Source organism: Burkholderia sp. WSM2232 (assembly GCF_000472545.1).
Classification (GTDB): Bacteria; Pseudomonadota; Gammaproteobacteria; order Burkholderiales; family Burkholderiaceae; genus Paraburkholderia.
On sequence record NZ_KI421432.1, the window covers coordinates 572,071 to 593,982 of the forward strand.

Genomic DNA, 21,912 nt, shown 5'->3' on the forward strand with positions numbered 1-21,912 from the left:
CCGTTGGTGTGGTTATGCTCAGGGCTTTCACTTCTTCTCGACCGCGGCTGTGGTCAACGGCCGCCATGCGCGGCCGTCGCGTGCGAGCATCGCATCGGCTTCGGCCGGTCCTGCGCTGCCCGCTGCATAGCCGTGCACCGCAAGCGCGCCGCCGGTTTTTGGGTGCAGCACTCCGTCAACCGCGCACCAGCCCGTTTCTATGCTGTCGGCGCGCTGGAACAGCGTCTCGTCCCCGAGCATGCAGTCGTACAGCAGCGTTTCATAGCCGACGTTCGCCCGCTCGGCGAAGAAATCGCCGTAGTCGAACGAAGACTGCACCGGGCCGACCTGCATCACCGGTCCCGGCGTTTTGACGTTGAAATCGAAGCTCGTGCCATGCGCCGGATCGATGCGCAAGGTCAGCACATTGGGCGTGAGTGCGCCGACCGGCGTATCGCGAAACAGCCGGAACGGCACAGGCTTGAGTTGCACGGAAATTTCCGTGCGCCGCGCGGCCAGCCGCTTGCCCGTGCGCAGGTAGAAAGGCACGCCGGCCCAGCGCCAGTTCTCAATGAATACGCGTGCGGCGGCATACGTTTCCGTGCTGCTGTCGGGCGCGACATCGGGCTCCTCGCGATAAGCCACGCCCGCAGGGCCCTTTTCGTATTGGCCGAATACGACGTCATCAGGTGTGAGCGGCAAGATGGCGTCGAAAATTTCCGCTTTTTTATCGCGCACGGCTTCCGCGTCGAACGAGTTGGGCGGCTCCATCGCCACCATGCCGAGCAACTGGAACAGGTGATTCGGCACCATGTCGCGGAACGCGCCGGTCTGCTCGTAGAACTTGCCGCGCCCTTCAACGCCAATGGTTTCGGCCGCCGTGATCTGCACGCTGTCGATATATTCGCGCCGCCACACAGGCTCGAATAGTGCGTTTGCGAAGCGCACCGCCAGGATGCTTTGCACAGTGTCCTTGCCGAGAAAATGATCGATGCGATAGACCTGCGATTCCTGCGCGTACGAAAGAATGTGGGCGTTCAGATCGCGCGCCGATGCGAGGTCGTTGCCGAACGGCTTTTCGATCACGATGCGGCGAAAGCCAGCGCCCTCCTTCAGCAAGCCCGACTCGCCGAGATGCCCGACGATCGGTTTGAAGAAGCGCGAGCCGACCGCCAGATAGAAAATCACATTGCCGCCGGGCGCCTGAGCGAGCTTCTGCGTGAGACGCGCAAAGGTGTCCGGCGTCTCGAAGTCGCCGGTCATGTACTCGAGGCGTTGCGCGACCCAGTCCCACGCTTTGTCGTCGAGCTTACCGGCGTGAAAGGTGCTGGCTTTGTCGGCAGCGAATTTTTGCAGCGACTGGTGCAGGTCTTCGACCCACTCGTTGGTTTCGCGCTCGCCGTGATTCACGCCGACAATCTGCATGCCGTCGTCCAGCAGGCCGTCCACCGCGAGGTTGTAGAGCGCGGGCATGAGAAGCCGTTTTGTCAGGTCGCCGCCCGCGCCGAAAATGACCAGCGTGCAAGGCGGCGCAGGCCGTTTGCCCGCGGGCGACGCCGGCGCGCCGTGAGCGCTCGCGCTCACTTTGCAACTGCGCGCCGTGGCGACATTGCTGTTAGCGTCCGCGTTCGAAGCATGAGCGGCTTGAGAGTTCGGTGTAGTCGACATGGGATTCACTTGGAAGCGCCAATGAAACGGACGTGGCAATACTGGAAAGACCACGCCCGCACCCACACAGTTCAACCACCACACAGCTCTATTTCACCGGACTACTTGCCAACGCCGAGGCCGCTTCGTGCTCAGCCGCCGGCTCGGGCGCGGCCTCGGGGGCGGCCTCCGTGCGCGGCGCCGGACTGGACGGGGCCATTGGGATCGGTGCACGCCCCGGCTCGCCCGCGAGCGGCACACTGCCTGACGCGGCCATCTCGCGTGGTTGCAGCAGCAATGCGACAAGCCCCGTCCAGCCCGTTTGATGCGAGGCGCCCACGCCGCGTCCGTTGTCGCCGTGAAAGTACTCGTGGAACAGGATCAGATCGCTCGAACGCGGGTCGGCTTGCAGCAACGGGTAGGCGCCCATCACAGGACGCTCGCCATTCTTGTCCTTGAGGAACAGCGTCGTGGCCCGACGCGCGAGCTCATCGGCAATTTCGCACAGCGAGAATTTCTGTCCCGAGCCTGTCGGATATTCGACGCGGAACGCGTCGCCGTAATAGCGGTGGAACTCATACAGCGACTCGATCAACAGATAGTTGACGGGCATCCACACCGGGCCGCGCCAGTTCGAATTGCCGCCGAACACGCGCGTGTCCGACTCCGCCGGCAGATAGGCGACGGTGAAGCTGTTGCCGTTGTGATTGAACACAAACGGATGATCGCGGTGACTGCGCGACAGGGCGCGCACGCCGTGGTCGGAGAGAAACTCGCTTTCGTCGAGCGCACGCCGCAACAGCGCCTTCATCCGATGTCCGCGCAACACGGACAGCAGCAGTGCGTTGCCCTTGCCGGGTTCGTTCCAGCGCGAGACCAGCTTCGCAAGGTCTGGCCGATGCTTGAGGAACCACATGAGCCGATCGCGCAATCCGGGCAATTCGCCATGCAGGCGCTCTTCCAGAACATGCACGGCGAACAGCGGAATGAGCCCGACAATCGAGCGTACGCGCATGGGCACACTGGTGCCGTCGGGCAGGCGCAGCTTGTCGTAGAAGAATTCGTCTTCGCTGTCCCATAGTCCGGTGTCGCAGCCGTCGTCGCAACTCACGGCTTGCGCGATATACAGGAAGTGCTCGAAAAACTTCACGCCGATATCGACGAACACGTGGTTCGCATACGCCAGTTCAAGCGCGATACGCATGAGGTCGAGCGCGTAGGCAGCCATCCACGCTGTACCGTCCGCCTGATCGATATGCCCGCCGGTAGGCAGCGGCGACGAACGATCGAAAATGCCCACGTTGTCGAGGCCGAGAAAGCCGCCCTGAAAAATATTGCGGCCGTCCGCGTCCTTGCGGTTCACCCACCAGGAGAAGTTGAGCAGCAGCTTGTGAAAAATAAGCTCGAGAAAGTCGCGATCAGGCTTGCCGGTGAGTGCGCGGTCGATCTCGTACACGCGCCACGCGGCCCAGGCGTGCACCGGCGGGTTGGCGTCGCCGAGCGCCCATTCATACGCCGGCAATTGCCCATTCGGATGCTGATAGCGGTCCTTCACCAGCAGCAGCAATTGACGTTTCGCAAACGCAGGGTCGATCAATGCGAACGCCGCCGCATGAAACGCGAGGTCCCACGACGCGTACCACGGGTACTCCCACTTGTCCGGCATCGACACGATGTCCGCGTTGCACAGGTGCATCCAGTCCGCGTTGCGGCCACGTTTGCGCGCGGCGGGCGGCTCGGGCTGCAACGGGTCGCCTTCTATCCAGCGATGCACGTCGTACCGATAGTACTGCTTGGACCACAGCATGCCCGCTAGCGCCTGGCGCTGCACGAGGCGCGCGTCCGGGTCGTCCATGTCGCGTTGCAGTGCGCCGTAGAATTCGTCGGCTTCGGCGATTCGCTTTGCAAAGAGCGCGTCGGCGTCGAGCGGCACCTCGTCGGGACTCGCCTCGGGACGCCAGCGCATGTACACCACGGCGCGTCCATGCGGGCCAAGTTCAATCGCCGCATGCGCGCCCGCCTTCGTGCCGCGGTCGCGACGCACCGCTTGTTGATCGCCATGCACGAGGTAATCGTTAAAGCCGTCCTTGAAGGGTCCTTGCGCTTCCATGCCGTAGAGGCGCTGCACGTTCGTGTCGTTTTCGCAGAAGAGCCACGCAACGTGCGGTGCGTCGTTCGACCAGGCCGTCACGACAATCGGCGCATGTCCATGCTGGTGTCCGATCAATTGCGCGTTGCCGTCATGGTCGGTAGTTGCGACCAGCGACGGCTTGTCGGGGTTCTCTTTCCACGACCACGAATTGCGCGCCCAGATTTGCGGCAGCACATCGAGCGACGCGGACTCGTCCGCGCGATTCTCGATTGTCACGCGCATCACGATGTCGTCGGGCGCGTGCTTCGCATATTCGACCTGTACGTCGAAGTAGCGCAAATCGTCGAACACGCCAGTATCGAGAATTTCGTACTCCGGCATGTCGCCGCCGCGCCGCGCGTTTTCCTCGATCAGGTCCTGATACGGATAAGCGGCCTGCGGATACTTGTAGAGCATGCGCATGTACGAATGCGTGGGCGTGCCGTCGAGATAGAAGTACAACTCCTTCACGTCCTCGCCGTGATTGCCCTGCGCATTCGTGAGACCAAAGAGCCGCTCTTTGAGAATGGGGTCCTTGCGGTTCCATAGCGCAAGCGACACGCACCAGCTCAGCGTGTCGTCGCCGAAACCGGCAATGCCGTCTTCGCCCCAGCGGTACGCGCGGCTGCGCGCATGGTCGTGCGGAAAGTACTCCCAGGCGGTACCGTTCGCGCTGTAGTCCTCGCGCACCGTGCCCCACTGACGTTCGCTGAGGTACGGTCCCCAGCGCTGCCAGTGAGCACAATCCGCCGAATGCAGACGTGAACCCTCAGTGGTGGCGAACAGATTCGCAGCGCGCAGCGGTGGCATGACAGCTTCCTTGCGTCGGGCTTGGCGGTGGGACACACATCGTAGCGCGGTTTACGCGATGTTGCGATCCAACCGTGCAAGCAATTGCTCGACGCGCAGCAGTTCGCCAAGCGACCACGCCTGGAACGGCGTGCCGGCGGGCGCATGCGGTGCGTCGCCGTCTGCGATTTCGGAAATGTGATCGAGCCCGGCGTGATCGAGATGCATGTAAAGCGGATCGAGAAAACGGGTTCTGGCTTGCTGGCGGGCCTCTTCTGCATTGCCGCGCACACGCAGCCAGGCCTCGACGAACGGGCCGAGCAGCCACGGCCACACCGTTCCCTGATGATAGGCGCCGTCGCGTTCGTAGGGCGCGCCGCTATAGCGGCCGCGATAAGCGGGGTCCGTGGGCGCGAGGGTGCGCAAACCGAGCGGCGTCAGCAAATGCGTTTCTACCTGGTCCACCACTGCGCGCGCCGCCGCGCCTTCGAGCAAGGAGAACGGCAGGCCGCCGATCGCGAATATCTGATTCGGACGAATCGAGCGGTCCACTGCGCCGCTTACATGATCCACGTCTATGTTGTCGAAAAGCGCTTGCGTCGAAGGATCGACGAAACGCGCCTGAAACGCCTGCAAGGCGCGCTCCGCCGGTTTCTGCCATTGGGTGTTCCACGTTGCTGCAATGCGCAATGCGTTGATCCACAGTGCCTGCACTTCAACCGGCTTGCCGATGCGCGGCGTCACGACCCAGTCGCCGACCTTTGCATCCATCCACGTGAGCTGCATGCCGGGGACGCCCGCGCACAGCAAGCCGTCGTCCGCGGATGCCTTGATGTTATAGCGCGTGCCTTGCGTGTAGCCTGCGAGAATGGCGTCGCCGGCTGCCTGAAGGCGCGCCTTCGTTGCGGCGCCCGCATGGCCAGTTGCGAGGTAGTCGTGCACCGCAACGATGAACCACAGCGCTGCATCCACGGAGTTGTATTCGGGCGTGTCGCCATAGTCGGGAAAACGATTCGGCAGCATGCCGTCGGACAAGGTGCCGGACCATTCGAGCAAGATCGCTTCGGCGGCGTCCAGCCGGCCAATTGCGATGAGCAAGCCGCGCATTGCAATAAACGTGTCGCGACCCCAATCCGTGAACCACGGAAAACCCGCGAGTATCGTGCGGCCCTCGTTGCGCTGCACGACATAGGCATCGGCGGAACGTTGCAGGCGCGAGCCGAATGCGGTGCGGCGCTGCTGTTCGGTTTGCGCGAGCGTTGCAGCGCGGCTTGCGGCAGCAGTGTTCGCGGACGTCGTATCGGATGCGCTCAAAATCATCACGGCTTCGGCTCCGGCATTTGCCAGATCGAAGCTGAACACGCCAGGCGTCGCGAGGTCCTCGCTGAAGTCAAGGCCGCGCTCATACTCCCGAACGTAGCTGAAGTTGTGATACCAGTCGGGCGCGTGCACATAACTGCCGTTGGTCGCGGCATAAATGCACGGCACGTTGCCGTACGGTTGCCAACTCGCGCAACAGGTGTCGCTGCTGATGTGTGCGGTGAAGTTGAATGCCGCGTTCTCGTGATGCAGCGCGTGATAGTCGCGGCCTGACAGCAAGGGCCTGACTTTCAACGTAAGCGCGCCAGATTGCGATGCACTTGGCGACACCTCGGGCACAGGTTCCCGCCGCCAGCGCAATACCGTTTCGCATGTCGCCTTGCTCACGAATACTTCCGCCGTGATCAGCGTTTGCGCATTGAACTGAAAGCGCCAAGTTGGCCACGGCTCAGTGGTGAACTCGAGCAGGTTCGCCGTGACATCCGGGTACAGCACGTCGGGCTCATAGCGTTGCATGCTCAGTGGATAACGCTCGCCATCGGCTTCGAGCCACGCCTCCACACCATTGACAAGCACCATGCGGCCCGCCGGCGGACGCGTGGCCGCGAGCAGCAGGGCGTGATAGCGGCGCGTGCGCAACGTGCCCACGGTGCCCGACGCAAAGCCACCCAGGCCGTCTGCTTCCAGCCATTCGTCTTCGAGGCGCCTCATGTCGAAAGGTCGTTCGAAATGTGTCATGGCGTGAGCAATGGTGCGAAAGAAGGCGCTGATGTGTCCATTCTCCTACTTATCACTTTCCGGTTCCTTTCGAACAACTCACAAACGCGAGTCGTTTTTTCCACTCGCAAACGTTTCACAATTATTTCTTGAAAGGGTTGGAGACTGCATCCGCTTTCACGAAACAGGATGCAGACATGAGCAGAGAAAAACGTCTCGTCGTCGTCATGTTCGTTGCACTCGCAACCTTCACGCTAAGCGGCTGCGGCGCGGACGACTCTACATCCGCCAATGCCAATGCGTCTGCATCGCCATCGTCGGCCTCTTCGAATAACGGCGAAAGTCGCACAGCCTTCGACACGGCACGCTCACCCGCTTTGTCTGCCGCCGCGATGCCCGACGCAAGTGCGGCGCTCGCCGCCAACGCCGCTCTCGCTTCCGACACCATCGCGCAAAACATGCAAGCCAGCCTGGCTGCGGACAGCCAGCAAGTGGCGCCCGTCATGCGTTACGCACCCGGCGACAGCGCGAGCAGCAACTGACCGATTCCACCGGCGCGCGAGGCGCGCTATTCTTCCCCCCGCAGAAGGTGATATTCCATGACATCAAATAGCCGTCGCCGTTTCCTGCAGACCGTGGCTTCATCCGCGGGTGCTGCCGCCGCGCTTACCGCGCTGCCCGAGTCCATTCGCAATGCGTTGGCCGTTCCCGCATTCTCGCGCACCGGCACCATTCGCGACGTCGAACACATTGTCGTGTTCATGCAGGAAAACCGCTCGTTCGATCACTACTTCGGCCATATGCGCGGCGTGCGCGGCTACAACGACCGCTTCCCGATTCCGCTGCCAGGCGGCAAGCCGGTGTGGTATCAGCCGTCGAAGGCGGACCCGACCAGGCCCGTGCTGCCGTTTCACCTGGATACATCGACCACCAGCGCGCAATGCGTGGGCGACCTCGATCACAGCTGGTACAAGACGCACGCCGCGATAGACGGCGGTCGCTACGACCAGTGGCCGGCCAACAAGACCGACATGACGATGGGCTATCACCTGCGCAGCGACATTCCGTTCCACTATGCGCTCGCCGACGCATTCACGGTTTGCGACGCGTACTTCTGCTCGCTGCCGGGCCCGACGCACCCGAACCGCTCGTACCTCATGACGGGCACCGTGGACCCGACCGGCAAGTTCGGCGGCCCGCTGCTCGACAACAACGATTGGGTGGACGGCGACGGCCCGCCGAACTATCAGTTGCTTTCGTGGACGACCTACCCCGAGCGCCTGCAAGCGGCCGGCATTTCATGGCAGATCTACCAGCAAGGGCTGACGGGCGCCGATCCGCTGAACGGCAACTACGGCACTAACATCCTGCAGAACTTCACGAACTTCATCAATGCGCAGCCGGGCTCGCCGTTGTATGAACGCGCGCAAACGGTGCGCACCATCGACGACCTCAAGGCCGACGTACTCGCGAACCGCTTGCCGCAAGTGTCGTGGCTGTGCCCGCCCGCCGCATACTCGGAGCATCCGCAATACACGCCCGCTTACGGTGCCGAATACACGTCGCAGATTCTCGACGCGTTGACCGCCAACCCGGAGGTATGGAGCAAGACGGTGCTCTTCATCATGTATGACGAGAACGACGGCTTCTTCGACCACATCGTGCCGCCGCAGCCCGCCACCACGGCCGCGCAGGGCAAGTCCACGGTCAGCACGGAAGGCGAAATACACAACGTGGTGAACCCGGGGCGCGGCGGCAAATATACGGCCGACGGTCTGCCATACGGCCTCGGCCCGCGCGTGCCGATGACCATCGTCTCGCCGTGGAGCAAGGGCGGCTTCGTGTGCTCGCAGGTGTTCGATCATACGTCGGTGATCCGCTTCATCGAAACGCGCTTTGGCGTGGCGGAGCCCAACATCACCGCATGGCGCCGCGCCGTATGCGGCGATCTGACCACGGCGTTCGACTTCCGCACGCCTGATTCGCGAATCCCGCCCCTGCCGGACACGAGCAACTACAAGAGCATTGCCGACAACCAGTGCGCCACGCAGCCGAAGCCCACGGTTCCCGCGACGCCAGGCACGATCGATCCGCAGGAAAGCGGTATCCGTTTCGCACGCGCCTTGCCGTACGAACTGCATGTGAACGGCCACGCAAACGCGAAGCAGAACACCTTCGAGATTTCGTTCGGCAATACCGGCGCACAGGGCGCGCACTTCTATGTGTACTCGGCAAACCGCACGGATGGTCCGTGGCGTTACACCGTCGAAGCCGGCAAGTCGCTTGACGAGTCGTTCGACCTGACGCTGACCAACGGCGTCTATGCATTCGAAGTGTTCGGCCCAAATGGCTTCGTGCGCAAATTCGCGGGTAATACGCAAGCCGCGGCGCAAGCTGCAACGCAGCTCGCGCGAACCGCGGGCGGCCACCACCAGGACAAGCCGGCGCAGCCTGAAGTGAAGGTCCAATACGATGTCGCCAATGGCAACGTGTTCCTCAAGTTCAGCAACAAGGGCGGAAGCCTCGCGCGCCTGACGGTGACCGACAACGCGTATGGTGCCCGCGCGCGTCCGGTGATCGTGCCGGCCGGCGCGCATATCGAAGAAGCATGGGTGCTCGCGTCGAGCCACCACTGGTACGACTTGACCGTGACGAGCAACGACGACGACAGCTTCTCGCGCCGCATGGCGGGCCATGTGGAGAATGGCAGACCGAGCATCAGCGATCCGGCTGCTATTGCGCCGGTGCTGGTGGCGAACTGAGGCAGGAAATGTGAGGCTTCGGTCAGACGCGCGCGGTATCGGCGCGTCTGGCTGGAGCCTCGGTCGCGCGCAGCATTTTGATGCGGCGGGACTTCATGAGTGCGCCATTACGCCGCCATCACGCCGCCATTTACGCGCCCAGCAACACTCCGGTTCTAAAGGGCCGTGCGCCCGTCACACGGCCCAGCGGCGCGCCTGCCGTGACGAAGCGGATGGCGCGGCGCATGTAGAACACACCTTCTGTGTTGCTGGTCAGCGTGGTGGTTTCGTCCGTCAACGGATCGACGATATCGAACAGCGGCTGCCCGACGCTGATCTTGTCGCCAATCTTCGCGCGATGCACGAGAATGCCGCTCACGGGCGCGTAAAACTGTTCGCTGCCGGCAAGCGGCGTGGCGGCCGTCAGTAGCGGCGGCAATGGCTTCGCCTCAAGCACCACGGCCTTGCGCCACGCAAGGTAATCGACGATCGCGTCGGCGTCCTGCTGCGCCGCTTCGTATGAAACGTCGCGCTGGCCGCGGCATTCCACCGTCACCGCAACGGCGCCGTTCGGCACCGGCTTGTCGGCCGGCATCTCCTGCTGCAATCGCCACCAGAGCAGGCTGTGCGTTTCGTCGAACGCCTCGCCGCCGGAATTCGTTGCAAGCAGCGACGCCTGTGCGCCGAGATAACGCGCCAACGGTTCGAACTGCGGCCACGCCGCCTCGCTCGTGTAGAGATGCATTGCGGCTTCGAGTGAACAGTGCAGGTCGATCACCACGTCGGCGTCGAACGAAAGCTTGAGCAGCGACAACTGCAACGACTCGAATTCGCTCAACGGCTTGTGCGCGGCAAGTTCCGCCGCAATCAGCCGGCGAATGATCCGCACGTTTTCCGCCGGGTTCGGACCTAGCGCTTCGCGAGCCTGCGCGACCAGTTTCGGAAACTGGAAGAAATGGCGGTTAAAGTTCTTGCCGCTTGCCAGATCGAAGCGCCCCACAAACTGTCCGAGCACATATTGTGCGAGTCCGACCGGGTTTGCGACGGGCACGAGCACGACCTGTGCATTCAGCGCGCCTTGCCTTTCGAGTTCGAGCAAACGGCGCTTGAGCAGGAGCGTGGTCAGCATGGCGGGCGTTTCGTCGGCGTGCAGCGAGGCCTGGATATAGATCTTTTCTCCGCTGTGGGCCGCGCCGAAGTGAAACGACACGAGTTCGCGATGTGTTCCGATAGCCGGCGAAAGAAGCGGATGCGATTGCCTGTTCATGACAGAAGAGCGTGTGGTTGGAGAGCCCCAAGCGCGGGCATCAATTGCCGTATGGGTCGAAATTGCTTTTCGCCGCGACCAGGTGCACTGACGGCTGTGCGGAAGAAAGGTCCGCCTGCAGGACGTTATGTTCAACGGCGCGCTATGATCCCAACCGACAGACCGTCTGGGGCGGTTCATGGCAAAAATGCATGTCCGGCTGTTTGCCGGCTCGATGCGGAGGCGCTTGGAAAATCGCTAGTGCGCGCCGGCCTCGCTATCAGCCTCGGCCCTCACACTTGGGAGTTGGATCGAGGGCCGGCTTCCAGGTCAAATTGTTCGACGTATCTCTATGAATCCAAAACAGAGTGAAACTATTCCAATGACCTCGCGACAAGAACAAGCTGTGCAGAGCTTGAATGCGGCGCAGCTTCAGCAGATTGACGAAGCGATTATGCGCAACGTCATCAGCAACTGGCGAAAGGTTTCAAGGGTGGTAGGAACGGCCCTCGTTGAAAACAGCGAGCACATCAAAGACATACCCGATCTTTTTTACGCACAAAGGATAGGAATGCTTGCGGCCACTGGAAAGCTCGAAATTACGGGCGATGCACTGGACATCAGACACACCGAAGTTCGGTTGCCGACTAAAGCGTGAAAAGTCGCACATCAATTTTTCTTCGTCAAAGCGTAGCGTTTCGCGGCGTCGCGCCAGCGAGCCCTGTGCGCCCCAAACGCGCGATCGAGCAAACCGTCTGCCTGCTGCAACGCGCAGCCATTCCACTCACACCCGCCGCGCAGGAACTTGCGACGATACTCGCGTCGTACACGCGTACGGTGCAAGGGCGGTAAGACGACTGACGCGGTTGCGGCCTCGCCGTTGCGCGTAAGCTTGGTGCCACGGGAGCATCGGCCGGGCATTCTCTGGCTCGCGCGTTCGTCGCGGGCGCTGCCAGCAAGGCCGCCGCACTGCGACTACAATTGGAGCCCCCTGCCCGGCGCACACAACATTCACACAGCATTCAATGCGTTAATCAAAACGAAAGCGCGAGGCAATGTCGCAGACCATCAACAGGAGTTTTCCCACATGATGAATCGAGACAATCCCGTCTGGCTGATTACCGGCTGTTCAACCGGCTTTGGCCGCGAACTCGCAAAACTGGTGCTGGAGCGCGGCTGGCGCGCCGTGGTCACCGCGCGCGACGTATCCAAAGTGAAAGACATTGCCGAGCCGTACGGCGAGCGCGCGCTCGTCGCGCCGCTCGACGTGACGAACCGCGCGCAGATCGACAACGTCGTCGCACAGGCCAAGCAGCGCTTTGGCCGCATCGACGCGCTCGTCAATAACGCCGGCTACGGTTATCTCGCCGCAATCGAAGAAGGCGAAGATCGCGAAGTGCGAGCCATGTTCGAGACCAATGTGTTCGGTCTGGTCGACATCACGAAGGCCGTGTTGCCGATCATGCGCGAGCAACGTAGCGGCCTCATCGTGAATGTGTCGTCTATCGGCGGGCTCACCAGCTTTGCGGCAACCGGTTATTACCATGCGACGAAATACGCGGTGGAAGGCTTGTCCGAATCGCTTGCCACCGAAGTCGCGCCGCTCGGCATCGGCGTGCTGATAGTGGAGCCCGGCCCGTTCCGCACCAACTGGGCCGGCCCGTCGATCAAGCAATCGGCCACCGTCATCGACGACTATGCGGCCACGGCCGGCGAGCGGCGCAAGCAGACGGAGGCGCGCAGCGGCAAGCAGGCCGGTGATCCGGTGCGCGCGGCGCAAGCGATCATCGACGCCGCGCTCTCGGACAAGCCGCCTCTGCGTTTGCTGCTCGGCAAAACCGCGCTGGAACTTGCGCGCAAGAAGCTGGACTCCATGCGCGGCGACTTCGATGCGTGGGAAGCCACTACCGTAGGCGCCGATTACCCGGACGCCTAGAACTCCACCAGCGCAAAGTCTTCCTTGCCCACGTCGCACAGCGGGCAACGCCAGTCGGCGGGAACGTCGGCCCAGCGCGTGCCCGGCGCGATGCCCTCCTCCGGCAAGCCGGCGGCTTCGTCGTAGATCCAGCCGCAGATTACACAGACCCACTGCTTCAGGTCGGCGGCGGCCAAGGCATTGGCGGCATTGATGGCATTCGCGTTCGCGGCCGGCGGGTTCGGCGTGCCGCGCGGTTGCGAATCCGCGGTCTGGTCAAGGCTGACGACGAGCGGCGCCTCAGTCCTCGCGCCGTGGCTGGCGAGGCGCGCTTGCAACCGTTCCAGCAGGCGCTGCGCCTCGTCTTGCGTAAGATCGATCCAGTATGGGTCGCCAGCGCCGTCGTTGAGCCGTTCGGGTGAAAACTGGAGTTCCAGTGCTACGCCCTTCTTGTACATGACGGCGTTAGACGAACAGATTCAGCACGATGTCGGCGATCACACCGGCGGCGGCGATCAGACCCAGAAGTTGAAGCAGAGTAAGGGATTTGCGAGCCGAGGCGGGGAGTTGTTGCGTGGTCACGGGGCGGTCTTCAGAGATCAGAAAAAGCGCAATAGTACACGGGTCGCGCCGCGGCCCATGCCGATTGGCGCAAACCCGCTCGCATCAGTTAGCAAGGCGTTGCCGACTGAGCGCTATTATCGCCGCCTGCCCGTGCAGGATTATTCACAACGCGGAGATGCATTCATTCGCGGCAAGCCGGAAAGCGGCCCGCCGCGCGAGGCTCAGGTTTTAGCCACCGGATTGCCCTGACGCGAGTCCCAGAAACGGATCACTTCGGTATGCCCCGAGCCCGCGCCAACCACCTGGTCGGGCGCCCCGCTTTCGCGCAGCAGCGCGCGCAAGTCGTTGATAACCGGGAACACCTCATGATTCCAGTCTGCGCCCTGCGAATCGTGCGCGCGTTGCTCAGCCTCGACGATCTCGCGGTCTTCCTTGAAGATGCGCTCAGTGAACCACACCAGCAGCGGCCATGCGAGATTCAGTGCACCGGGAATGCCCGGCTTGCGAATCGACAACAGCCCGAACGTGCGGTTGGTGCGCTGCTCGCGGTCGAGCGGCACATACACGATCCACAGATCCATCACCAGTGTCTTTTCGGACGTGCGAATCTGCAGCGTCTGATACGGATACTCGGTGCGGATCGTCATCACGTCCTTGTCGTTGTCGCCGCCCGTCTTGCGGCTCTGGCCGAACACGATCGCCTCACCAATAGGCTGCTGGCCGGCCATGCGCGCAAACGTGTAGTCGACTTCGACCCAGCCTTCGCCGCGCCGCCGACCGAGCGAACGCGCGCGCATCTGGCCCATCTGCCGGCGATGCAGGAACTGATGGTTCATGTCCATCAGATTTTCGTGCATGAACGAGTAGTGGCAATTCACCGGACGCCCAAAGCGCCGCGTCTTGTACTTCTTGTCCGACACGGAGCCGAGCTTGGGCAGGGGACGCACCTCGGCCATCGCCGGATCGCCGGGAAACACGAAGATGAGCCCTTCCACTTCCCGGCACGGGTAGGAACGCACGCCATTCGGCAGACGCTCGCGCCCGAGGTACGGCACGTCGATGCATTTGCCCGAGCAGTCGTAAGTCCAGCCGTGGTAGCCGCAACGAATCGATTCGCCGTCGACCACGCCCTGGTGCAAGGGCACCTGCCGATGCGCGCAGCGGTCCTCGAGCGCGAACACCTTGCCGGACTCGGTACGCGCGAGCACGATCGGATCGCCCGCGAACGTGACCCCATGCGTCTTGCCGCGCTTCACTTCATGCGACCACGCGAGCGGATACCAGTAATCCGGATGGATGCCGACGCGGCGCAAGTCGCGCACTGGCGCGTCGTTGGCAGCCGGCCCCTGCGCGGGAGCGGCTTTCGGCGATGCCGCATGCGTTGGCGACGCCTCGACGGTGTTTTGTTCGAGCGGGGGAACAGCATGCATAGTGTGGAGCCTCCGTGCACGTGCGGATAGAGTAGGCGGCCGCCTGTCGCGGCCGTTATCGTCGTCAGTCTACTCGAAGCGGGCACGGCATGGGTCCGGCGGGGTCATAACGCCGCGCCGCGGGACCTGAAAAGCGAGCCTTGCTGGGGTCGCTCTTTAGGCGTCCTCGCGCGACACCAGGCCTGTGCGGCGCTGCACGCCCCACGCGCGGCCGCCGCGCAGAAACTGCAGCCAGCCGAGCGCCGCGCCCGCGTGCCGCAGCAACTGGAACGTGAACGGCTCGGCCACCGCCGCGAGCATTGCCATCCCCATGCCGGCGCCGCTGCGCGCGCCGGTCCAGCGTCGGTAGAGATGGATGCTCCAAAGATAGAAGGCCAGATCGATCGCCGTTTTGACGCCGATCACACTGAAGATGGAAATCACAAGCGCGCCGTGGCCGCCGAACAGGAATGCGAGCAGCAAGGCGAACGCGGTCAGGCCGTAGATCGGCTGCATCGTGTCGAGCGCCTTCACCGGCAGCATCAGCATGCCGAGCGTGCCGTAACGCGGGTTGCCGGTCATGTCGCGATTCCAGTACTGCGTCTGCAGGAAGCCCGCGAACCAGCGGCGGCGCTGGCGCAGAAAACCCGCGAGGTTGTCGGGCGCGTCCGTCTGCGCATGCGCGCCGCCGATCACGCGCACGTCCCAGCCCAGGCCGTGGTCGACGGAATAGCGGCGCAGCCGGTGAATCAGTTCGTAGTCTTCCACCAAGCACTGTGGATCGAAACCGCCGACGTCGACGAGCGCGTCGCGCCTGAACGACGCGAAGGCGCCTGACACGAGTAGCAGACTGTCGGCGCGCATCCACGCAAAACGCGCGATGAAGTTGCGCATGTATTCGTAGGTCTGGAACCATTGCAGCACGCGGCCCGACGCCGACTTGCCGCACACCGGAACCAGAATGCCGGCAGCCGCGACGAGCTTCGGGTCGCTCGCGAAAGCGGCGCGCATGGCGTAGGTGGCGTCGTCGTCGAGAAGCGTGTCGGCGTCGACCGTCATCACGGTTTCGGTGGTCATGAGCGTGATCGCCGCGTTCAGCGCGCGCGCCTTGCCGCCGTGCGGCATGCGCAGCCAGAACAGATTCGGGTAAAGCGCGCTCGGCGCGCTGAGTTTGCCCTCGGCGGGCGCAACGAGGCCGAAGCGGTCAGTGAGCAGCGTGTGAGTCTGATCGGTGGAGCCGTCGTCGGCAATTACGATTTGCGCGGGACCGTGCACCTGCCGAAGCAACGCCGCGATGGTGACGGGCAGCACGGCCGCTTCGTTGTGCGAGGCCACGATCACGCCCATGTCAGGCAAACTGCGCTGATCGTTGTCAGGCTCGAGGGGCGGCGCACGGCGCATCAAGGGCAAGGCTTTCCACGTGACGAACGCAAGCAGCAACGTGTCGTAAAGCACGTAGACGATGCCGGTGGACCACGCCACCACGCCGTGCAGAAAGAACGCACGGGCGAACAGCAGTAACCACGCGGCGACCACGGCGGCATGAATCAGCGTGCTCGAAAACGTCGTGCCGCGCGGCACGAGACGAGGCGATGCAAGCGCGAACGCCTGTTCCAGGGTGTTTTTCAAAGTCGGGAAGGATGGGTGTGGTTGCGGTTTCGGAACATGAGCCACGCAGCGCTCAGGGCAGCATGCGTTTCAGCACCGATTTGCGGTCGATCCACTCGTGCTTCAGCGCACCGCCGACATGCATGGCAAGCAACGCGTACAGTGCATAGCCGAGCCACGTATGCAATGCGCCGAAGCGGTCATGCAGCGTTTCCTTGAGTGCCGGCGCCATGTTCATGATGTAGCCGATGCGCGGCCACTCGAACAGGTCGAACAGACGCATGGGATGTGTAGCCGCATCTTTCCACGCGGAATCGTGCAGCCAACCGGAGAGCGGTAGCGCGATCATCAACAGATAGAGCAGAAAATGCGCCGCATGGGCGGCAATCTTTTCCCACGACGGAAATTCGCGCGGCAGCGGCGGTGGCTTGTGCGATACGCGCCATAAGACCCGCATCAGCGCAAGGCCGAGCACCGTGATGCCGATGGACTTGTGTGTATCGACCGCTAGCCGCACCCAGTCGTCGGGCAGCGACTCCGCGCCGAGGCCCAGCACGACGTTGCCCACAATGAGCAGAGCGATCAGCCAATGCAGCGTGATCGCCGTGCGTGTGTAGCGCGATGGCGCGGTTGCTTCGGTTTCTCCGGTCAGGCGTTGAGCGTGCGTGTTCATAGGTCGTGCGATCGGCGAGCAGATCGTCAGCAAATTTTCAGTTAAACGTCGGGAAAATGTCGGCCAAACCGCAGCGACAGATTCGAGGGGCGGCTTGCAGTGGCGTGCCGTTCATTGACAGAACCGCGCAGTGTGCCGTTTTATTCCATCTCGCGCTGAATGATCTGTTTCGGTTCGTTTCATCTCGCCGGTCTGCGAGCGCGCCCAAGGGTCGCGCTATTCGCGACGCAAGAAAAAAATCTCTGTGGCGTGCAACGCGCGATAGACCGATTCAATTGGCATGGCAGCGTATCGCATCCTCTAATAAAAAGCCCTGTGTTTGCCGCACTCGCCTGGCCCACGCCGCTTAACTGGAGAGATCCGATGTCGCAACCCGAGCCAAATGTAGACGAAGTGGTGAGAAGCATTGCAGAGGAAACCGATACGCCGACCGAAACCGTCTCGAAGATGTATGCGGACACGTTGGCCGATTATCGCCATCAGGCCCGCGTACAGGATTACGTGCCGCTATTCGCGGCGAAGAAGGTGCGCAACAAGCTTCGCGATGGGTCGCATCGCGAGCACTGATACGGCCGCTGCCCCGGCGCAATGGCCGTCGTAGCGCGCAGCCGATTGCTTTGGCGATCTGTCATTCGTCGGCTGAATGAATGAATGCGCGCGCGATTGCATGGAGCCCACCGCTTATTTTTTCCCGCTGCTAGACTGGACCCCGTTCAACCGACCGGGGGATTGGCATGCGTGTGGCAATCGTTGGCGCGGGAATCGCTGGACTCAGCACGGCGTGGGCGCTCACCAAACTGGGGCATGACGTCACGCTGATCGAGCAGGGGGCCATTCCGCACCCGCTCACCGCGTCGGCTGACCGGCATCGGATGATTCACCGCGCGTACGGCCATGCAGACGGTTACGCGCAAGCCATTGGCGAAGCCTTCGATAGTTGGGACATGCTGTGGGATGACCTCGGCGTGTCGCACTATGCGAATTGCGGTGTACTCGGGATCTCACAGTTTGCCGGCGACGGCGCCGAGCAGTTTCGCATGGGGCTCGAGCGCCTCGGCACTGACTACGAACGGCTCGATTCGCGAGAAGCAGCAACGCGCTATCCGTTTCTCGATGCCTCCACGTTTCGTTATGCGTACCTCGATCACGAGGGGGGCGCGCTTTTTAGCCAGCGCATCGCGCACGATCTGAAAGCATGGCTGCGCATGCGCGGCGTCGAGATTCGCATGCACGCACAGGCCGTTGCAATCGATCCGCATGCGGCGAGCGTACGCATTGCAGATGGCAGCACGGTGCGCGCGGACAGGCTCGTGGTGACAGCCGGTGCGGGGACTCTGCAACTCTTTCCCGCGCTCAATGGGAACCTCACGATCTATCGCAACGCCGTCGCTTACCTCACGCCGCCCGCGGATCTGGAAAGCGCGTGGTCGAATGCGCCCGCGATCGTGGATATCGGCGGCTCGAGTGGCGGTTATGTGCTGCCGCCCATCGACGGTGTCGATCTGAAGTTCGGTGCCGGCACGCTCAAGCGAGCAGTGCCGGATGCGCAAACCGATTGTGACGTCATGCCCGGCGAAGGCCAGCGTTTGCGACAGCTCTTTGCGCCGCCGTTTAGCCGCATCGACGAATACACGGTGACCGAGGTGACAGCCTGCGTGTCCACCTTCACGGCCGATCAGCGGATTTTTTCCAGACGCGTTGGCAAGACGTTAGTCGTGTCGGCGTGTTCGGGCCACTGCTACACATTTGGCGCCGCGGTCGGCCAGCGGGTTGCACACGCGCTCGAAACCGGGGACGACACCGCGCTCGTGCAATGGCTGCGCGCGGAAACAGTGTAAGCCCGCGTTGCGCGACGGGAACGCCGGGCAACACGGGCAGCTTGGGCTGCAGTTAGCAGACAGGTGCCCGGATTGCCGCGTCACTGCTGTGCATGCCTGGCGGCGTCTTCGATTACGGCGGCGACTTCCTTCGGACGCGATTCATATACCGCGTGGCTTGCGCCTGCCAATTCCGTGGTGTGGCTGTGCGCACGCTGATAATAGAAGCGTTCGAGGTCCGGGTTGATGATCTTGTCGCTCGCGGCCACGATGCCCCAGCTTGGTTTGCTAGTCCACGCGGCGACTTTGATCGGCGTTGAAAAGACCTTGGCCGCCGTGAAAACCTGCGAATGCGATTCGAATTGCGCCTGTTTCGAGGGCAGATCCGCAGCGAAGTCCTTCGGGAAGTCAGCCGGGTTCAGATACGTGTAACCGTCGTCCAGCTTCTTGATGGCGCCCGTCTGCATCGACGTATAGCTCGGCATCTGCTTGCCGAGATCGCTTTCATCTTCACCGACGGCAGGTGCGTGCGCCGCGACGTACACCAGGCCCGCCACCTTAGGATCGGCGCCGGCCTCGGTAATCACCGAGCCGCCGTAACTATGCGCGACCAGAATGGTGGGGCCGTCCTGCATGTCGATCACGCGCTTCGTGGCGGCCACGTCTTCCTCGAGCGAGGTGAGCGGCTCCTGCACTATCGAGACGTGGTAGCCGTCCTTCGTGAGGATGTCATAGACCGGCTGCCACCCCGAGCCGTCCACCCACGCACCGTGGACCAGAACGATATTTTTGGCCGGTGCCTTGGATGGCTGTGCATCCTGCGCCAGCGCATTGACGGAAGCGAACATGCATGCGGACAGCGAAAGCGCCGCCGCAGCGAGCGAGGAGATTCTCATGATGTACTCCGTTGATGATGATTGAGTAGCGAGGTCGAACAGTGCGCGCGAGGCCACGGCGAACTGTCCGGCTTGCGTCGCTTAACTACCGGCGTAGGGGTTGCAGAAGCTGACGGGGCCCACACAGGCCGGCTGCATCGCGGTTCGAGCTGCAGCACCGGATGCCGAGCTGCCGCCCTGCGCGACGCCGCCCATTGCCTGCGCGGCGAGCGTTCCATTCGCCCCGGCAGCGAGTTTTGCTTCGGCAGCCTGAATATCCGCGGGGTAGTTCACGTCGTCCCCGCTGGTGGGCCGATAGCCGGCGCGCTCAACGCGCACGAGGTCGGCGCGGACTTGGGCGCGCGTCAGGGGCGCAAGCGACGAGGGTGAGGCCCATCAGGATCTTCGACATGGTTCATACTCCTTCAATAAGTGTGTTGGCTGTGCGGCACGTGCCGCGAATCTCGTTGCAAAAAGGACCGCCTGATCGATGTTCGATTCTCGTCGATTCAGTCGGATTCCTAACTATTGGACGATTCATTACGGTGAATCAGTGCGGCTTCCTCTGGAGCTTGGTTCCTTGAGCAGTCGCAGATCAACGCTTTTGAATCAGGCTACGTAGGGGCAAACACAAGGCTTTGGCGTTTATTCCAGGTTTTTTTGCTGTCGGCAGATTGCGGTGCTTTTTCATTTCGTCCGATACTGTCTTCGCCCTTCACAGAGGTGGCCCGATTGCGTGTTCGTCAACTGACTGAGTCCGATGCGTCGTCCTTTCAAACATTGCGCCTTGCAGGGCTGAAGGAGACGCCCACATCGTTTGCATCGAGCTATGAGGAAGAAGTGCATCGCTCGCCTGAGGACATAGCGAACCACTTGGCCGCAAGAGACGATCGCCGAGTTCTCGGTGCGTTCGAAGGCGCGCGGCTGATCGGTATGGTGGGAGTTGGCCGAGAAAGCCTGACAAAGCTGCGCCATAAGGCGTTCCTATGGGGCGTGTATGTCTCGGCGGAGAAAAGAGGCGCTGGCGTAGGCAGGATTCTGCTTGGCGAGGCGATCGGCTTTGCCCAGTCGATGCCGGGCATTACGCAGGTGAATCTAAGCGTCAACGCATGCAATCATGCGGCTATCCGGCTCTACGCGTCGTTCGGCTTTGAACAGTTTGCCCTGGAGCCCGCCTCGATGATCGTCGACGGCCAGCCATACGACGAAGTACATATGTCGTTGCGCTTGGGGCTGCGCTGAAAACGCCAAGGGCGCGGTCACGCCCCGGGATCACCTGGCGATTCGGCGCGACACGGGCTGGTCATGCGCCCCGGACACTGTCGGCGCTCAAGCTGCGGCACGTCGTCAAACGCAAACCGCGAAGGCGTGCATCAAGACATGCACGCCCTCGCAGACACGCGTGACCGGTTAGGTGAGGTCACGCGCCATCTCTTCACCCGCTTAGCGGTCCAGCTGCTGGATGCCGGCGAGTCGCCACGCATTGCCGGTGTGTGCGCTGCGGACAATGTTCCAGACCTCCTGGAACGGCTGGGCGGTCGGCGCATCGTCTTCGCGCATCTGACCGTAGAAGCGCACGCTGACGAACGCTTCGTCCGCTGTGCTTTCCACGCCGAGGACTTCCGCCTCGAGTTGCGGCACTTCCGTACGATTCAGCTGGCTACCGCGGCCTTCCAGGTCGCGCTTGAGCTGCGCGAACATCTCCGGCGTGGTCAACTCGAACAGGTCGCCTTGCTCGTTGCGATCCCATGCGCCTTGAAGACGCATGAACATGCTTTTTGCCGAAGCCACCAGTTCTGCCTGATCGAGCCCGAGCGGCTGCACCGGCGCGTTGAACACGCCCGCTGCTCCGGCCTGATTCGCGGCTGTGCGCTGGCTGCCGAAGAAGCTCGTGTCGGGCCGAGCCTGGCCGTTCTGATTCGCGAACGGCATCCCATTGCTCTGCGACCGGCTCGCGGCACCATGCCCATACGCCAGGTCCGGACGACGCCGATTGGCGATGAAGCGGAACAGCATCACGCCGGCAACCACCACGAGGCCGATGAGCAGCATGTTCGACAGCATTTGCGCAAGCCCCGCGCCGAGGCCGAGCGACGACAGCAGCGCGGCAATGCCCAGACCGGCGGCGAGACCGGCTAACGGGCCGAGCCAACGGTTGCGGGCGGGCGTTGCCGCCGGCGCCTGAGCGGCCTGCTGGGTGGGCTGCGCCTGCTGGCTGCGTTGCGCGGGCGCGGACGGCGACGCCATCTGCGACTGTCGCCCGATACTTTGGCTGCCGCCCACGCGCTTGGCTTCGGCGTCATTGGCCGCGAGTGCGCCGAGGGCGAGCACAGCCGCGAGACCAAGCGCCGCGGTACCGCGCGTCACCTTGCTGGCGACACGCCGGAACTGATTGATGGCTTGCGTATGCATATAAAACCTCTCGTGATAAATCGGGCGTCCGCATCGCACGTCATACTTCGCGCGCGACGACCTTACGGA

At 62.7% G+C, this 21,912-nt stretch carries 18 protein-coding genes and 1 pseudogene; 8 read left to right on the top strand and 11 right to left on the bottom strand.

All coding sequences use genetic code 11. The features are described 5' to 3' along the window. Nucleotides 1-27: 27 nt before the first annotated feature. From zwf to F757_RS0132430, 3 genes are all read right to left on the bottom strand, one after another. Complete coding sequence (zwf, locus tag F757_RS0132420) at nt 28-1,647, bottom strand: glucose-6-phosphate dehydrogenase (protein WP_027214983.1); 1,620 nt, start codon at nt 1,645-1,647, stop codon at nt 28-30. 88 nt (nt 1,648-1,735) lie between these two features. Further along, on the bottom strand, nt 1,736-4,567 hold the full coding sequence (locus tag F757_RS0132425) for an MGH1-like glycoside hydrolase domain-containing protein (protein WP_027214984.1): 2,832 nt from the start codon (nt 4,565-4,567) through the stop codon (nt 1,736-1,738). Nucleotides 4,568-4,618: 51 nt separating this feature from the next. Continuing rightward, a complete protein-coding gene (locus tag F757_RS0132430; RefSeq protein WP_027214985.1) occupies nt 4,619-6,604 on the bottom strand; it encodes an amylo-alpha-1,6-glucosidase in 1,986 nt (661 codons plus the stop codon). 176 nt (nt 6,605-6,780) lie between these two features. On the opposite strand from F757_RS0132430, the gene F757_RS0132435 reads away from it, so the two are divergent. Continuing rightward, complete coding sequence (locus F757_RS0132435) at nt 6,781-7,125, top strand: hypothetical protein (protein ID WP_027214986.1); 345 nt, start codon at nt 6,781-6,783, stop codon at nt 7,123-7,125. Between the two features lie 57 nt (nt 7,126-7,182). Beyond that, the gene (locus tag F757_RS0132440) at nt 7,183-9,345 is read left to right on the top strand and encodes a phosphocholine-specific phospholipase C (RefSeq protein WP_027214987.1); all 2,163 of its coding nucleotides are present in this window, start codon (nt 7,183-7,185) and stop codon (nt 9,343-9,345) included. A gap of 130 nt (nt 9,346-9,475) precedes the next feature. On the opposite strand, the gene F757_RS0132445 is transcribed toward F757_RS0132440, so the two are convergent. After that, nucleotides 9,476-10,591 (bottom strand): succinylglutamate desuccinylase/aspartoacylase family protein, encoded by a 1,116-nt coding sequence (locus tag F757_RS0132445; RefSeq protein ID WP_027214988.1) that lies wholly within the window; start codon nt 10,589-10,591, stop codon nt 9,476-9,478. Between the two features lie 331 nt (nt 10,592-10,922). On the opposite strand from F757_RS0132445, the gene F757_RS0132450 reads away from it, so the two are divergent. The 3 genes and pseudogenes from F757_RS0132450 to F757_RS0132460 all read left to right on the top strand — a co-directional run bounded on the left by F757_RS0132450 (nt 10,923) and on the right by F757_RS0132460 (nt 12,506). Then, nucleotides 10,923-11,228: a DUF3658 domain-containing protein gene (locus tag F757_RS0132450; protein ID WP_084531113.1), complete on the top strand. Its 306-nt coding sequence runs from the start codon at nt 10,923-10,925 to the stop codon at nt 11,226-11,228. A 74-nt stretch (nt 11,229-11,302) separates the two neighbouring features. Further along, nucleotides 11,303-11,422 (top strand): annotated as a pseudogene (locus F757_RS36765) (LysR family transcriptional regulator); the annotation flags it as partial. A gap of 235 nt (nt 11,423-11,657) precedes the next feature. Continuing rightward, nucleotides 11,658-12,506: an oxidoreductase gene (locus tag F757_RS0132460; protein ID WP_027214991.1), complete on the top strand. Its 849-nt coding sequence runs from the start codon at nt 11,658-11,660 to the stop codon at nt 12,504-12,506. Here F757_RS0132460 and F757_RS36770 read toward each other — a convergent pair. The 4 genes from F757_RS36770 to F757_RS0132485 form a co-directional block, all read right to left on the bottom strand. Next, nucleotides 12,503-12,943, bottom strand: coding sequence for a rubredoxin (locus tag F757_RS36770; protein ID WP_084531116.1), 441 nt, complete (start codon nt 12,941-12,943; stop codon nt 12,503-12,505). The two genes, F757_RS0132460 and F757_RS36770, sit on opposite strands and share 4 nt — an antisense overlap. 327 nt (nt 12,944-13,270) lie before the next feature. Further along, on the bottom strand, nt 13,271-14,479 hold the full coding sequence (locus F757_RS0132475; RefSeq protein WP_027214993.1) for an aromatic ring-hydroxylating oxygenase subunit alpha: 1,209 nt from the start codon (nt 14,477-14,479) through the stop codon (nt 13,271-13,273). A gap of 156 nt (nt 14,480-14,635) precedes the next feature. Beyond that, nucleotides 14,636-16,087, bottom strand: coding sequence for a glycosyltransferase family 2 protein (locus F757_RS0132480; protein WP_027214994.1), 1,452 nt, complete (start codon nt 16,085-16,087; stop codon nt 14,636-14,638). Nucleotides 16,088-16,139: 52 nt separating this feature from the next. Next, nucleotides 16,140-16,739, bottom strand: coding sequence for a cytochrome b (locus F757_RS0132485; RefSeq protein WP_027214995.1), 600 nt, complete (start codon nt 16,737-16,739; stop codon nt 16,140-16,142). Between the two features lie 363 nt (nt 16,740-17,102). On the opposite strand from F757_RS0132485, the gene F757_RS0132490 reads away from it, so the two are divergent. Together F757_RS0132490 and F757_RS0132495 are read left to right on the top strand one after the other, a co-directional pair. After that, nucleotides 17,103-17,306 carry a DUF3562 domain-containing protein gene (locus F757_RS0132490; protein ID WP_027214996.1) on the top strand — a complete coding sequence of 68 codons (204 nt, stop codon included), beginning with the start codon at nt 17,103-17,105 and terminating at the stop codon, nt 17,304-17,306. Between the two features lie 167 nt (nt 17,307-17,473). Beyond that, nucleotides 17,474-18,577: an NAD(P)/FAD-dependent oxidoreductase gene (locus F757_RS0132495; protein WP_027214997.1), complete on the top strand. Its 1,104-nt coding sequence runs from the start codon at nt 17,474-17,476 to the stop codon at nt 18,575-18,577. Between the two features lie 80 nt (nt 18,578-18,657). Here the strand turns inward: F757_RS0132495 and F757_RS0132500 are convergent, their stop codons facing one another. Together F757_RS0132500 and F757_RS35595 are read right to left on the bottom strand one after the other, a co-directional pair. Beyond that, on the bottom strand, nt 18,658-19,452 hold the full coding sequence (locus F757_RS0132500; protein ID WP_027214998.1) for an alpha/beta hydrolase: 795 nt from the start codon (nt 19,450-19,452) through the stop codon (nt 18,658-18,660). A gap of 81 nt (nt 19,453-19,533) precedes the next feature. After that, nucleotides 19,534-19,725, bottom strand: coding sequence for a hypothetical protein (locus tag F757_RS35595; protein ID WP_442856688.1), 192 nt, complete (start codon nt 19,723-19,725; stop codon nt 19,534-19,536). 366 nt (nt 19,726-20,091) lie between these two features. Here F757_RS35595 and F757_RS0132505 point away from each other — a divergent pair, with 366 nt between their 5' ends. After that, nucleotides 20,092-20,673 (top strand): GNAT family N-acetyltransferase, encoded by a 582-nt coding sequence (locus F757_RS0132505; RefSeq protein WP_232221502.1) that lies wholly within the window; start codon nt 20,092-20,094, stop codon nt 20,671-20,673. Nucleotides 20,674-20,874: 201 nt separating this feature from the next. On the opposite strand, the gene F757_RS0132510 is transcribed toward F757_RS0132505, so the two are convergent. Continuing rightward, nucleotides 20,875-21,843: a Tim44 domain-containing protein gene (locus F757_RS0132510; protein ID WP_027215000.1), complete on the bottom strand. Its 969-nt coding sequence runs from the start codon at nt 21,841-21,843 to the stop codon at nt 20,875-20,877. Nucleotides 21,844-21,912: the final 69 nt, after the last annotated feature.

Bases quoted from the DNA above. Each gene is read 5' to 3' on its own strand.
- F757_RS0132510 (WP_027215000.1), bottom strand. From the start codon at position 21,843: ATGCATACGCAAGCCATCAATCAGTTCCGGCGTGTCGCCAGCAAGGTG.
- F757_RS0132425 (WP_027214984.1), bottom strand. From the start codon at position 4,567: ATGCCACCGCTGCGCGCTGCGAATCTGTTCGCCACCACTGAGGGTTCA.
- zwf (WP_027214983.1), bottom strand. From the start codon at position 1,647: ATGTCGACTACACCGAACTCTCAAGCCGCTCATGCTTCGAACGCGGAC.
- F757_RS0132445 (WP_027214988.1), bottom strand. From the start codon at position 10,591: ATGAACAGGCAATCGCATCCGCTTCTTTCGCCGGCTATCGGAACACAT.
- F757_RS36770 (WP_084531116.1), bottom strand. From the start codon at position 12,943: ATGTACAAGAAGGGCGTAGCACTGGAACTCCAGTTTTCACCCGAACGG.
- F757_RS0132485 (WP_027214995.1), bottom strand. From the start codon at position 16,739: ATGAACACGCACGCTCAACGCCTGACCGGAGAAACCGAAGCAACCGCG.
- F757_RS0132435 (WP_027214986.1), top strand. From the start codon at position 6,781: ATGAGCAGAGAAAAACGTCTCGTCGTCGTCATGTTCGTTGCACTCGCA.
- F757_RS0132475 (WP_027214993.1), bottom strand. From the start codon at position 14,479: ATGCATGCTGTTCCCCCGCTCGAACAAAACACCGTCGAGGCGTCGCCA.
- F757_RS0132490 (WP_027214996.1), top strand. From the start codon at position 17,103: ATGTCGCAACCCGAGCCAAATGTAGACGAAGTGGTGAGAAGCATTGCA.
- F757_RS0132430 (WP_027214985.1), bottom strand. From the start codon at position 6,604: ATGACACATTTCGAACGACCTTTCGACATGAGGCGCCTCGAAGACGAA.
- F757_RS0132440 (WP_027214987.1), top strand. From the start codon at position 7,183: ATGACATCAAATAGCCGTCGCCGTTTCCTGCAGACCGTGGCTTCATCC.
- F757_RS0132495 (WP_027214997.1), top strand. From the start codon at position 17,474: ATGCGTGTGGCAATCGTTGGCGCGGGAATCGCTGGACTCAGCACGGCG.
- F757_RS0132500 (WP_027214998.1), bottom strand. From the start codon at position 19,452: ATGAGAATCTCCTCGCTCGCTGCGGCGGCGCTTTCGCTGTCCGCATGC.
- F757_RS0132450 (WP_084531113.1), top strand. From the start codon at position 10,923: ATGAATCCAAAACAGAGTGAAACTATTCCAATGACCTCGCGACAAGAA.
- F757_RS0132460 (WP_027214991.1), top strand. From the start codon at position 11,658: ATGATGAATCGAGACAATCCCGTCTGGCTGATTACCGGCTGTTCAACC.